Consider the following 12,283-nt stretch of genomic DNA (forward strand, 5'->3'; position numbering starts at 1 on the left):
GACCACCACGATGATGACCGAACAAGCTGCTCACGGCCGTCTCGCCGTCAGGCTGAGAACCGATCATGTGCTCCCCTCAGAACACTGGAATCCGCTTAGTTTCCCACGGGCCGTGACGGATACAAGCCTCAAAGTAGCGTCGCCCCGTCGAACCGGCGTAGAACGTCGAGCGTGGCATCCGCGCTGCCCGGTGCGGGAGGGACGGGCCGCGACCGCCGGGACCGGGGAGGCGCAGCGGGACCCCCGCGCCGAACTGCGAGGCAACCGAATCCAGTCATCCCCGCCACAGGGAACGCACCGCCGGACCTGACGCATTGCCCAAAGTACGCTATTACCTTCCGCTTTGGCCACATCCGGCCAAAATGGGAACTCACCTCGCCGCTTCGGGTGAGCAGGGAGTCCCTGCGTGACGACGAAATCGACACGTCGCGTAAACAGCTCCCAACGCAGGGTACATATCCCCACCCGCCGCATGACGCTTCGGATACAGAACAAGATCACTTGATTACATTCCGTTGCCAGGTGGATTCGATCGGGCGCACTACCGCCCATTCCGGCCAATCGGTTCGCCGCGTACAGACCACGTCAGCAACCAGGAGGAGCCATGGCCGTTCCGTTCATCGCAGGTCCGCACGTCGCGCGATGGCTCACCGCCCTTTCCGCGGCCGGCGCACTCACCCTGTGCATGGCCTCCATACGCCCCGCGCAGGATCGGCACACCCCGGTGCCGCTCTTCGCCAATGGCGGATTCGAGAGCCCGATGGTCCCCGCGAACACCTTCATGAGGTTCGGCGCCGGAAGCGCCATCGGCACCTGGAAGGTCACCGGCGGAAACGTCGACCTCATCGGCGCCGGCTTCTGGCAGGCCGCCGAGGGAAACCAGTCCCTCGATCTGGACGGCGACGCCCCCGGAACGGTCGAGCAGCCGATCGCGACCCGCTTCGGCGGCTGCTACACCGTCGACTTCTCCCTCGCCGGGAACCCGGACGGCGGGCCCGCGATCAAACGCGGGTCCTTGCGGGTCACGCAGAACGCCATCGGCCACCCGACCGTCCAGAAGAACTTCGCCTTCGACACCACGGGCAAGACGCGGACGGATCTCGGTTACGTCCAGCAGCGGTTCCGGTTCCGCGCCCTCGCTCCGACGGTGACGCTCACGTTCGCGAGCACCACGGGCGGCGGATACGGCCCCGTCATCGACGCCGTCTCCGTCACCCCGGCCCACCCGCTGGACTGCCGCTTCGGCCGCCCCTGACACCGGGGCGAACGACGACGCGCGGAGCTCCCTGGCGATCCCAGGGGGCTCCGCGCTTCTCGTCTCCGGACCGAGCTCGCCCGCCCGGCAGGCAACCGATCACCGTCCGACGGCCCCGCCCCTCCTGCCCGCCCCAAGAGGCCCGTGACCTTCGGAGCTCGGCGGTGAACCGCCTTGTCCGCCACGACGGCCGACGGTTAGGCTCCCCGGCGGACGATCCTTCAGAGGAGCTGAGATGCCCGGCCGACCGAGCACGCGCTGACGTTCAGTCACTCCTGACCTGTCACCGCGTGCTGCATCCGAACTGCGGCACAGCGCACTTTCCCCTGCCCGGCTCCCGAGGACCGGGCCCCGCTCTCAGCGACTCAAGGACCCTCTGTGCCGTTCGCATCTCCCGCCGTGCTCACGTGCCCGCCCGTGCGAGGCCGCCGATGACGGCCTCCGACCCGACGCCGCCGAGCCTGTGGCAGGACGCCGACTTCCGCCGGTTCTGGACAGGCCACACCGCCTCACAATTGGGGGCTCAGGCCGGCCAGGTCATCCTGCCGCTCATCGCCGTCGTCGCGCTGGGCGCCGAGAGCCGTCAGCTCGGCGTCCTCCGCGCCGTCCAGCAGGCGCCCATCCTGCTGCTCTCGCTCTTCGCCGGCGCCTGGGTGGACGGCCGGCGCTCCCGCACCGTGATGGTGCTGGCCGACGTCGGCCGAACCGTGGCGTTGGCCGTCATCCCCGTCGCCCGCCTCCTCGGCGTACTCGACATTCCGCTGCTTCTCCTGGTCGCCTTCCTCGTCGGTTCCCTCACCGTGTACTTCGACGTGGCCTACCAGACCTCGCTCGTACGGCTGGTGGAACGCGGCCGGCTCGCCCACGGCAACAGCGTGCTCGAAGGCAGCAGGTCCGCCGCGCAGATCGTCGGCCCCGCGCTCGGCGGCGCGCTCGTCTCGCTCCTCACCGCGCCGATCGCCATCGTGGCCGGCTCGTTCCTGTTCGCCCTGTCCTTCCTCTCGATCCGGCGGATCCGCCGTCCCGAGCCGATGCCCGCACCGGCCGTACGGCGGGCGCGTGTGCGGCGGCAGATCCACGAAGGTCTGCACCTCGTCGCCGGCGACGCGTCATTGCGGGCCGTGGCCATCGCCTCGGCGCTCTTCCAGTTCTCCTTCGCCGCCGTGATGACCGTCTACCTGCTGTTCCTGCCGCGCACGCTGCACCTTCCCGGAGCCGCCGTCGGGCTCGTACTGGCGGCGATGGGCCCGGGCGCGCTGGTGGGCTCTCTGCTGTCGGCCAGGCTGCCGGCGCGGTACGGCCACGGCGTCGTGCTGGTGTCCGCCGCGGCACTCGCCGACGGCGTGCTGCTGTGCGTCCCGGCGCTACACGGCTCCTCCACCGTCACGGTCGCCGCGCTCATGGCGCTCGACTTCGTTTTCGGCGTCTTCGGCCAGCTGGTCGACGTCACCGTCGTGACCGTGCGCCAGGCCATCACCCCCATCCCGATCCAGGGCCGGGTCGTCGCGACGATCAACTTCGTCGGCATGGGCCTGACCCCGCTCGGCTCCCTTCTCGGCGGCTACCTGGCCGGCGCGCTGGGGCCGCGCACGAGCCTGCTCCTGACCGCCTCCACGCTGGTGCTGTCTCCAATATTCATGGCCCTGTCCCCGCTCGCCCGCCTGGGAAGGGACCTTCCCCGTACGGACGTTTTCTAAAAATAGTGTCCATTGGTGATAGATTTCGGTCCTCGGACGAAAGGGTGACGATGACCGTGATGGAGCAGGCTGCCCAGGCGATGCGAACACTGGCCCTTGACGAGGGCCTCAAGGAGCGGGTCGCCGCAGATCCCGCACTGCGCGAGCCGGCCTGGCGGGTGGCCGAACGATACGTCGGTGGCCGGACCGTTCCCGAGGCGCTCGCCCGGGCCGCCCTGCTCAACGCGGAGGGCAAGTCCGTCTCCCTTGACTACATGGGTGAGAGCTGCCGGGACGCCGACCTGGCCGCGGCCGAGACCGAGGTGTTCCTGGACCTGTCACGGCAGGCCGCAGCCCGCAGGACGGACTGTTCGATTTCCTTCGACCTCTCCCACCTCGGCTCCGTGCTGGACCGGGAGCTGGGGCTGACCAACGCCACCCGGCTGGCAGAGGCCACCGCGGCCGCGGGCCAGGAGATGATGATCTCGATGGAGGGGTCCGGTCGTACGGACCTCATCCTGTGGACCCACGAACGCCTCTGCGAGCGTTTCGACCACATCGGTGTCACCATCCAGGCTCGTCTGCACCGGACGACCGAGGACCTGCCCCGCCTGCTTCAGCTACCTGGCCGCATCCGCCTGGTAAAGGGCTCCTACCTCGAACCCGAGACCATCGCCCACACCCGCGACAGCCGTGAACTGCGGGCGGCCTACCTCGCGTACGCGACCCTCCTGCTGGACAGCGGCCACCTCTGCTCGATCGCCACCCACGACCTTGACCTCCTCGACGAGTTGCAACGGCACATGCGGCAGGACTCCGGCGCGTACGAGATCGAGATGCTGCTGGGACTCGGCGTCGATCAGCTCAGGACGATGCGGGACCGCGCGCATCCGGTCAGGGAGTACATCGTGTTCGGCACCCAGTGGTGGCTGTACGTCTGGAATCGCATCGCCGAGGACCCGGCCCGCCTGTTCCAGGCTCTGGTGGACGCCACCCGGGACGGCGGTCATCCCTCCATCGCCCAGGCCCGCACGGCCGACGCGCCGTGGCCGGTGAAGTAGAGGAGCGATCGGAGGTCTGAACGTGCCGGTGGGCATGGTCGTGCCAGGGCCGACGATCGGCTGATCAGCGGTTTACCCGCTATGCGGGCGGCGTGGGACGGAACGGATTTACCTCGTGCATCCCGTGTTCGATCACGATGTACGTCGATTCGGGCACCTCGTTCCACGCGCCAGGCATGTCTCGCAGCGGCTCGGAAACGATGAGCCGCGCGTCGTCGGACAGCCGCTCCCGGGCGAAGATCTCCGGATGCAGTTGCCGGAGACTGCGTACTTCGGTGCTGTAGAACAGGGACCGCGACCGTTTCTCGCTGGAGTACCGGAAGGACCACACCCGCTCACCGTCAGAGGTCGCGATGGTCATCTGGATCGGGTGCTCGACGCCGTTCCTTCGCCCGGTCCGCTCAACGAAACCGACCATCCGCTCCACCGCCGCCGGCGGGTCCTCGCGTAGCCCGAAGGTGAGCGCGAGGAAGAACATGACCTCCGAATCCGTCGAACCCTGAATCGCCGGGTAGAGCTCCGGGTCGACGGCGAATACAAGATCGCGTTTGAGGCGGTCGAAGTCGACGATCTCCCCGTTGTGCATCCACAGCCACCGGCCGTAGCGGAAGGGGTGGCAGTTGGTCTGCTGCACGGCTGATCCGGTGGAGGCGCGAATGTGCGCGAAGAACAATCGCGATCGGAAGTGACCGGCGAGCTCACGCAGGTTCAGGTCGCTCCACGCTGGAGTGATGCTCCGGACCACCGTCGGGGGGACGTCGCTGCCGTCTTCATACAGGCCCAGACCGTGCCCGTCGCCGTTGGTGGTCTCGGCTCCCAACCGGGCAGAACGGCTCTGCTCGATCAGCGAATGCTCCGGTTTGAAGAGGAGTTCGTCGAGAAGGATCGGCGAGCCGCTGTAGGCGAGCCATCGGCACATGTGTGCCCCCTACCCTCGATCGCCGCTGCCCACCACGCGGGCGGGATGCTGACCGGCCAAGCACCGATCCCGGGCAGGTTTTCAGGCCCGTCAGCCGCGACCGGCCGACACGCCGACCAACGCCCGCCCTTGAGTGGTGTCGACGCGCTCGGCGGCTGCGTGCCAGCAGCGGCGGGTCGGTGCCGGATTCACGAAGGTGGGACCGATTTACGCCAAGTCCTCCCATCTCCATTGGGCAGCGGCCGTCATACATGGGCCGATCGATTGCTGGTGTTACGCCGCGTGACGTTCGGCGAGGGTCTTGTTCCACACGACGCGCACACACCCGAACGCAGCCTCAAGACCCTCACGCACTGTGGGCATCGGCGCGGGTGTGACCGACAAGGATCGCATCGCGTTCGGCGTCGGTGCGGGCCTTCAAGGGCGCTCGGGCGAGCGCACCGTATCGAGCGACGTCGACGCGAGGTCTCGCCGCGGCCGCCGACACGTCGACGTTACTGCGTCGGTGGGCGCTCATGTGTCGAGCAGGTCGGGGGCGATGATCTCCTCGACCGTCCAGCGGCGTGCCGACAGGCCCTGCTCGTGGTGGTAGCGCAGGAAGGTGTCCAGCGCCGTCCAGTTCGCCGACACCCCGTAGGGCCACCAATCCTCACCGAACAACCGGTCGTTCTTCTCTATCAGCGCGTTGACCCAGGGCAGCATGACGGGTGTCTGGTAAAGGTGGCGGAACTGCCGGTAGCGCCTGGCGCCGGCTTCCCTGGCGTCGCAGAAGGCGGTGTAGATCGCGCGCGCGAGCCCGGGGTGGGTCTCCAGCAGTTCCCTTCTGGCCACGACGGTGTGCATGATCGGGAAGTTTCCGGTTCGCCGGTAGTAGTCCCGCTCGACGGGCTCGTAGTCGCCGAACAGCCTGGTGACGTGAGGCGAGCCTTCCAGGAACGGCTGCGGGACGTTGGCGGTGAACAGCGCGTCGATCTCACCGGCGTCGAGCATCGCCGACAACGTCCTGCCATCCGGCGCGGCGGTGATGTCGAGGTCGTCGGGATGCGGGTGGCTGGTGAAGGTGAACGGTGGCGCGGGATGCTCCAGCCCGCCGATCACCCAACGGTTGCGCTCGGGACGGAAACCGTACTCATCGGCGAGGATGCCTTTGGCCCAGACGCCGGAGTCCTGGCCGTAGACACCGAACTCGCCGATCGTCTTGCCGACGAGATCGGCAGGCTCAGCGATACCGCTGTCGGTGTTGACGAACACGCACGAGTGCCGGAACACCCGGACAGGGAAGGCCGGGATGGCCACGAACGGCACACCCTGGTCGAGCGCGCGGAGCAGGAAGGTCAGCCCGAACTCGGACACGTCCACGCCGTCACCGCGCGCCATCCGCTCAAAGATCTCGGGCAGGGTCGCGGCGGTCGACATCGTGGTGCCGCGGGCCCCGTCCACCGTCACTGATCCGTCGAACAGGGCCTCGGTCGTGTCGTACCGGAAGGTCCCGATACGCAGGTCCAGATCACTCATGCGTCGCCTCCGGTGCTCGGTGTTCACATGTCGATCCTCACGACCACGAGCCTGAGCAGCCAACACCGTTGCGGTTCGCTCGATACCGGATCGGTATCGTGACGCGATGGACTTGCGGAAGCTGCGGTACTTCGTCGCGGTCGCCGAAGAACGGCACATCGGCAGGGCCGCCGCTCGGCTGCACATGACACAGCCGCCACTGAGCCGGGCCATCCGCCAACTGGAGGCCGACCTCGGCGCGGCCCTGTTCCACCGGATCCCCACCGGAGTGGAGTTGACCGAGGCCGGCCGGACCCTCTACGACGACGCCGGGTCGCTACTGGACCAGGCCGACCGAGTCGAGGCACGCGTCCGCGCCACCGTCGGCCCCGCCACGCTGGCGGTCGGATCGCTGGCCGACACCGCCGAGCTGGTGGCCGGTCGGATCGCCACGGCCTTCCGACAACGCCGGCCGGAGGTGTCGATACGCATCCACGAGGCCGACCTGGCCGACCCGAGCGCTGGGCTGCGCGCCGGGCTGGTCGACGTCGCACTGACCCGGTTGCCGTTCCAGGACGCCGGCCTGCGCAGCCACGTCCTGCACGTCGAACCGGTCGGACTCGTCGTACGCGACGACGACCCGCTCGCCGCCCGGCCGTCGGTACGGCTGTCCGACTTGCCCGACCGGCGATGGGTGCGGCTACCGGCTGACACCGACCAGGTGTGGCGCGCGTACTGGACCGGCGCGACGGCCGCCGCCGACCGCGGCGCCCCGATGCGTACCATCCAGGAGTGCCTGCAGGCGGTGCTGTGGAACGGCATGTCCGCGCTCGCCCCACTCGACCAGGTGACACCCGCCGGACTGGTCACCGTCCCCGTCACCGACCGGCCCCCGAGCAGACTGGTGGTCGCATGGCCGGCGAACCACCCCTCCCCGCTGGTCCGCTCGTTCGTACGCATCGCGGCCAAGACCTACCATCGCGCGGGCACGCGTAGCGGCTGATCGTCGGGTCGCGGTCAGCCCGGGTGTCGGTCGAGCCATCCGGTGATCACAACCGTCTGGGCTTCGCGCTGCAGATTTGCACGGTCCTGGACGAGGACGTCGCCCGGCTCTCCCCGCTCAAGCACGCCGACCTCGACGCGCTGGGCCGCTACGGCTTGGGCGCCTCCACCCCGGTTGGCGGGGGCCTGCGGGACCCGGGTGCGGCGGACGACGACGACACGGATGGGTTGCCGGCGAAGGCCGCTCTGCCGCACGTGGCGGACCGGGACGCCGGGTATGCGCGGACCCGCGCCGTGGGCTAGTCCTCCCGGGCCGGATGGAGTACCCGGCGCACGGCGCCACGTAGCCACTGGTGGGCCCCGTCGGCGGTGTGGCGCGGGTGCCAGGCCATGCCGATCGTCAGTGGTGGCAGCAGCAGTGGGATTTCCAGCAGGCGCAGTCCCAGCGCGTGCGCCGCGTCGCTGAGTGGTGAAGGGGGCTCGCCCGGCAGCGCGGTCGGTACCAGGCAGACCACGTCGCCGACTGCGGCCAGCGCCATCGCCGCCAGATGTCCGGGCAGGACGGCGCTGACCCGCCGGCTGAGCCCTTGCTCGGCCAAGGCCTCGTCCAGCGGGCCGGTGAAGCGTCCCCGGCGGCTGACCGCCACATGCTCGGCCGTGGCCAGCCTGGTGGGTGTCAGGGTTCCTTCGGCGAGCGGGTGCCCGGCCCTGACGCCGGCCGCCATCCGCAGCGTGACCAGCTCTTCGACCCGGGTCTCCGGGTCGACGTGGTCGATGGCCCCGATCTCCAGATCGGTCCGGCCCTCGCGCAGTGTGGGGCCCGCCTCCCACTCCTCGGCCAGCACTCTCAGCGAGACGCCCGGCGCCCGGCTCCGGGCCAGCCCGAGCAGACCCGGCGCCAGCGCCGCGCCGACCAGGTCCGAGGCCTGGACGGTGAAGGTACGTCGCAGCGCGGCGGGGTCGATCACGCCGCTCGGGGTGAGCAATGCCTCCAGCCGGCGCACCACCGCGGCGGCCTCGTCCCGCAACGCCTCGGCGCGGGGTGTGGGCACCATCGCCTGTCCTGCCCGCACCAGTAGCGGATCCCGGAGCACCCGGCGCAGCCGAGCCAGGGTGCGGCTCATCGCCGCAGGTGAGGTGTGCAGCCGCGCGGCGGCACGGGTGACACTCTGCTCGGTCAGCAGGGCGTCGAGGGCGACGGCGAGGTTGGCGTCGAGGTTCGGGTCTGGGCTGCTCACCGGCATTATTCCGTTTCAGGCAATGATTGGATGCTGAAGTTCCCATTGTGGCAATGCGGTTCGGGTCTACACCCTGAAGGGGCCGTACCGATCCGAGAAAGACCGTGAGGTTTTCATGATCGTCATTACCGCCCCCACCGGGAACATCGGCCGGCGACTGCTGTCGCTGCTGGTCGAGGCCTCGCCCGCACGCGGAGAGGAGTTGCGCGTCGTGGTCCGCGATCCGGCCCGGCTCCCCAAGGCCGTGCGCGGACGGGTCGAGGTGGTCACCGGCTCGCACGGCGACGCCGCGACCGTCGAGCGCGCCTTCGCCGGGGCCGACGCCGTTTTCTGGCTGGTGCCGCCGGACGCCTCGGCCCCGCCCGACGAGGTGTGGAGCGGCTTCACCCGCCCGGCCGCGCGGGCGTTCGCCGCCCACGGCGTCGGCCATGTCGTCGGCGTCTCGGCGCTCGGCCGCGGCACCCCGCAGGCCGCCCAGGCCGGGCTGGTCACCGCCTCCCTGGCCATGGACGACCTGATCGCCGACTCCGGCGTCGCCTACCGCGCCCTGGCCTGCCCGTCCTTCTTCGAGAACCTGCTGGAGGAGGCCGACTCGATCCGCGAGAACGGCGTCTTCACCGACACCGTCGCCGCAGACCGTACGGCCCCGCTGGTGGCCGTCGCCGACATCGCATCGACGGCGGCCGGGCTGCTGCTGGACCGCTCCTGGACCGGCGTCGGCAGTGTTCCGGTGCTCGGCCCGCAGGACCTGTCGCCCAACGACCTGGCCCGCATCATGACCGAGGAGCTGGGCCGTCCGGTCCGCTACCAGCGCCAGCCGCTCGACGAGCTGCGGTCCACCCTGCTCGGCTACGGCCTCAACGAGGCGTTCGTCGAGGGCATCGTCGACATGAAGCGCGCCAAGGACCAGGGCCTGGACTCGGGCGTCGACCGCTCGCCACAGGCGAGCCCGGCCACCGGATTCGCGCAGTGGTGCGCGCAGACTCTCAAGCCCGCCGTCCTCGCCACACCGGAGGCAGTCGATGCCCACTGACCGAACCGAGCCGCCGGTCACCGCGTTCATGCTGGTCAAAACCACGCCCGAGTGGCTGGCGATGACCGTGGCCGAACGCGTCCAGGCCTTCACCACCCAAGTAGTCCCGGTGATCGAGGCCCGCACCCGCGGCGTCCGCTCCCGCTTCTACGACACGGAGTTCTACTCGGCGCGGGTCACCGACATCTGGGTCTGGGAGGCGGACGACCACGACGCCTACCGGCTGCTGATCGACGCGCTGCGCGAAACCCCCTTCTGGGACCGCTACTTCGAGGTTGTGGACCTGCTCGTGGGCACCGAGAACGGCTACGCCCGCGCCTACGACCTGGAGCCGGTGGCCACCTTCGCCACCTGACGCTCCTCCCTGACCGGCCGGTGCCACCGCCCCGCGGAAGCACCGGCCGGTTCAAGAAGGTCGACGGCGGCGACTTCAGCCAAATGACCTTCGCCGACGGCAGAGTGCTTTTCAGCGACGCAAAGTTCACCGGCGGCGCGGTCATCTTCTACGACGCGAGATCTGCCGGCGGCCAGGTCTACTTCGACGGAGCGGACCTCACCGGTGGTCTGATCACCTTCAACTACGCGAAGTTCACCGGCGGCACGGTCGATCTCCGCGACAGCGCCTCGTGGGAGATTCCGCCGTCGTTGGACGAAGCCGTCCTGGCGGCACCGCCCGCAGGGCTGCGGCTGCCGCCCTGCACAGCAGCGTCAACGGGGTGAGGCGCCCAGCCTCGCGCCGAGGTCGACCGGTCAGTTGGGTGTCATCGGCCCCGGGTCCAGGCAACGTCACGCTGGCCGCGGGTGCTAGGAACTCGCGGCCGATGCGTTCGCGGGTGCCGATGGCCCGAAAGCGGGCCTTGGCGTGCAGGGCGAGGCTGGCGACGCCGACCGGCGCGCCCTGTCTCCGCTGTTCTGGACCCACGTGAACCCCTACGGCCGGTTCGAGCTGGACATGAACAACCGGCTCGGTCTCACCCTGCCCGGGCCGCATCGCGCGGACGACGACGCCGCCCGTCTGGCCGGGTCGGCATCAGACGAGACGCACGAACCCCGCCTCACCGAGGACGAGGTGACGACCTCCTCGACGACTACCGCGACGCCGTATGGGAGAAGGAACTCCGCGACGGTGAACTCTTCCTGCCCCAGGCGCTGTACGGGGTCAATGCCCGCGAGGCGGGCCGCCCCCGAATCACCAAAGCCCCGCGACATCAGAAGAAGAGGCAACTCGTGGAAAAGAAGCTTGAGGGCGACACGGCGGCCACCGAGGCTCCTTCCGAACTGACGGTTTACCGGGCCGACGCCGGGCACGGGAGGGCTATTCTCGGTCTGTACACGAACCGGGAGGCCGCCCGCGCCCACTGCGAGGACTACGCACGCGGTGGGCAAAACGACGAGTCCCTCGTCTGGTACCCGGACGACGCCGATGAGGCGGTAGAGGCGCTGTTCGTCGCGGGTGTGGGGTTGGACACCGGTTTCACGGTCACGGCGGTGACCGTCGCCTCCGAGTATGGCGGCAAGACCGACGAGTGAACCACGCGACCACCATGGGCGACCGGCTCGCCCTCGCCGGCGCAGTCCGCGCCCTGCGCTGCCCGGCCTCCCGGTCGCGCGAGCGCGAGCCGGTCGCCCGCTGGGCCCGCCGCTTGCTCACCGACGACTTGGTTCTGGTCGTCGATGTGGAGACGACGGGACTGGAGAACGCGTACGCAGTACAGATCGCCGCCGTCGACCGCCGCGGTGCCCTGGTCTTCAACGAGTACGTGCAGCCGAACGCCGTCATCGAGCCGGCCGCCCTCGGAGCACGCCAAGCGCGCGGCGTACCCCCGAAGCCGTTGAGCAGGCGCACGCGGACTTTGTCGCCCTGGTGTCCCCGTCCCCCCGGGGGGGCACTCCAGCGTGATCATCACCTCGAACAGCATCAGCCGCACGTCCTAGGAAACGGTGACGTGACGGCCACGGCGGTGGTCGCCGATGGCTAGGACGTCCACCAGCGACGCAACGTCCCGCGGGCGCCGTCCTGTTCGATCTCCCCGATCGCCGGGCGGCCCTGCAGGGTGGTGGAGATCCGGTGGACTCGGCCCTCCCAGGTCCGAAGGACACGGACGGGATACCGCGTCCCCTTCCACGTGATCGCGGCCGGCTTACCGTCCGGAGCCGTCTCGATGTCGATGGGAGCGTCGAGTCGCATGCCGGGAGACTAGCGGAACATCGAACGCCCGTTCGAGCAGGGCGCGCCGCCGTTCAATCCTGGATTCGAAGCCCGGGCGTGCACCGAAGGACCGCGTGCTTCACACTGCGCTTCGCACCGCGCGGACTCGACCGGGACAGGTACGGCCCGCCGGCCGCGGGCACCAAGAGTTGGCGGCGCGCGTCGTCGAGGGCGGTCGTCGACGTCCCGGCCCGCTCGGCCACGAACCGCCGACGAGCGACCGCCGGAACGCGGCCGCCATCGAGCCCGTGCGGGGCACCACCAAGCGGGGCGCAGCCGCGCACCGGGGGTCCGGGGGTCGCCCCCCGGAAGGCATAGCGGCCAACGGCGAAGCCACCCCGAAAGGGCGGATCGGAAGAGCGTCGGGGGGGGGAAGAGTGTTAATCGTCACGGGTA

Annotated in this window: 15 protein-coding genes; 10 read left to right on the forward strand and 5 right to left on the reverse strand. The window is 69.7% G+C overall.

The window, feature by feature from the left end; all coding sequences use genetic code 11:
- Positions 1-604 precede the first annotated feature (604 nt).
- The 3 genes from AB0I04_RS54135 (at position 605) to AB0I04_RS54145 (ending at position 3,992) form a co-directional block, all read left to right on the forward strand.
- Positions 605-1,255 carry a choice-of-anchor C family protein gene (locus AB0I04_RS54135; protein WP_360904538.1) on the forward strand — a complete coding sequence of 217 codons (651 nt, stop codon included), beginning with the start codon at positions 605-607 and terminating at the stop codon, positions 1,253-1,255.
- Between the two features lie 431 nt (positions 1,256-1,686).
- Positions 1,687-2,952 carry an MFS transporter gene (locus AB0I04_RS54140; RefSeq protein ID WP_360904541.1) on the forward strand — a complete coding sequence of 422 codons (1,266 nt, stop codon included), beginning with the start codon at positions 1,687-1,689 and terminating at the stop codon, positions 2,950-2,952.
- A gap of 59 nt (positions 2,953-3,011) precedes the next feature.
- Positions 3,012-3,992 carry a proline dehydrogenase family protein gene (locus tag AB0I04_RS54145; protein WP_360904544.1) on the forward strand — a complete coding sequence of 327 codons (981 nt, stop codon included), beginning with the start codon at positions 3,012-3,014 and terminating at the stop codon, positions 3,990-3,992.
- Positions 3,993-4,071: 79 nt separating this feature from the next.
- Here AB0I04_RS54145 and AB0I04_RS54150 read toward each other — a convergent pair whose 3' ends face one another.
- The 3 genes from AB0I04_RS54150 to AB0I04_RS54160 form a co-directional block, all read right to left on the reverse strand.
- Positions 4,072-4,911 carry a class II glutamine amidotransferase gene (locus AB0I04_RS54150; protein ID WP_360904547.1) on the reverse strand — a complete coding sequence of 280 codons (840 nt, stop codon included), beginning with the start codon at positions 4,909-4,911 and terminating at the stop codon, positions 4,072-4,074.
- A 273-nt stretch (positions 4,912-5,184) separates the two neighbouring features.
- Positions 5,185-5,304 carry a helix-turn-helix domain-containing protein gene (locus tag AB0I04_RS54155; RefSeq protein WP_360904550.1) on the reverse strand — a complete coding sequence of 40 codons (120 nt, stop codon included), beginning with the start codon at positions 5,302-5,304 and terminating at the stop codon, positions 5,185-5,187.
- A gap of 120 nt (positions 5,305-5,424) precedes the next feature.
- On the reverse strand, positions 5,425-6,426 hold the full coding sequence (locus AB0I04_RS54160) for a hypothetical protein (protein WP_360904553.1): 1,002 nt from the start codon (positions 6,424-6,426) through the stop codon (positions 5,425-5,427).
- A gap of 106 nt (positions 6,427-6,532) precedes the next feature.
- On the opposite strand from AB0I04_RS54160, the gene AB0I04_RS54165 reads away from it, so the two are divergent.
- A complete protein-coding gene (locus AB0I04_RS54165; RefSeq protein WP_360904556.1) occupies positions 6,533-7,408 on the forward strand; it encodes a LysR family transcriptional regulator in 876 nt (291 codons plus the stop codon).
- Between the two features lie 23 nt (positions 7,409-7,431).
- Complete coding sequence (locus tag AB0I04_RS54170; protein ID WP_360904559.1) at positions 7,432-7,710, forward strand: hypothetical protein; 279 nt, start codon at positions 7,432-7,434, stop codon at positions 7,708-7,710.
- Here the strand turns inward: AB0I04_RS54170 and AB0I04_RS54175 are convergent.
- The gene (locus AB0I04_RS54175) at positions 7,707-8,645 is read right to left on the reverse strand and encodes a LysR family transcriptional regulator (RefSeq protein ID WP_360904562.1); all 939 of its coding nucleotides are present in this window, start codon (positions 8,643-8,645) and stop codon (positions 7,707-7,709) included. The genes AB0I04_RS54170 and AB0I04_RS54175 overlap by 4 nt on opposite strands.
- Positions 8,646-8,760: 115 nt before the next feature.
- On the opposite strand from AB0I04_RS54175, the gene AB0I04_RS54180 reads away from it, so the two are divergent.
- From AB0I04_RS54180 to AB0I04_RS54200, 5 genes are all read left to right on the forward strand, one after another.
- Positions 8,761-9,678, forward strand: coding sequence for an NAD(P)H-binding protein (locus tag AB0I04_RS54180; RefSeq protein WP_360904565.1), 918 nt, complete (start codon positions 8,761-8,763; stop codon positions 9,676-9,678).
- A complete protein-coding gene (locus tag AB0I04_RS54185) occupies positions 9,668-10,033 on the forward strand; it encodes a darcynin family protein (RefSeq protein WP_360904568.1) in 366 nt (121 codons plus the stop codon). The genes AB0I04_RS54180 and AB0I04_RS54185 overlap by 11 nt, the downstream gene beginning before the upstream one ends.
- Positions 10,034-10,053: 20 nt before the next feature.
- On the forward strand, positions 10,054-10,398 hold the full coding sequence (locus tag AB0I04_RS54190) for a hypothetical protein (protein ID WP_360904570.1): 345 nt from the start codon (positions 10,054-10,056) through the stop codon (positions 10,396-10,398).
- A 507-nt stretch (positions 10,399-10,905) separates the two neighbouring features.
- Positions 10,906-11,208: a hypothetical protein gene (locus AB0I04_RS54195; RefSeq protein WP_360904573.1), complete on the forward strand. Its 303-nt coding sequence runs from the start codon at positions 10,906-10,908 to the stop codon at positions 11,206-11,208.
- Positions 11,205-11,657 carry a hypothetical protein gene (locus AB0I04_RS54200; protein WP_360904576.1) on the forward strand — a complete coding sequence of 151 codons (453 nt, stop codon included), beginning with the start codon at positions 11,205-11,207 and terminating at the stop codon, positions 11,655-11,657. Before AB0I04_RS54195 ends, AB0I04_RS54200 begins: the two co-directional genes overlap by 4 nt.
- On the opposite strand, the gene AB0I04_RS54205 is transcribed toward AB0I04_RS54200, so the two are convergent.
- The gene (locus AB0I04_RS54205) at positions 11,654-11,866 is read right to left on the reverse strand and encodes a hypothetical protein (protein ID WP_360904579.1); all 213 of its coding nucleotides are present in this window, start codon (positions 11,864-11,866) and stop codon (positions 11,654-11,656) included. The genes AB0I04_RS54200 and AB0I04_RS54205 overlap by 4 nt on opposite strands.
- Positions 11,867-12,283: the final 417 nt, after the last annotated feature.

This window comes from Actinoallomurus sp. NPDC050550 (assembly GCF_040655075.1).
Classification (GTDB): domain Bacteria; phylum Actinomycetota; class Actinomycetes; order Streptosporangiales; family Streptosporangiaceae; genus Actinoallomurus.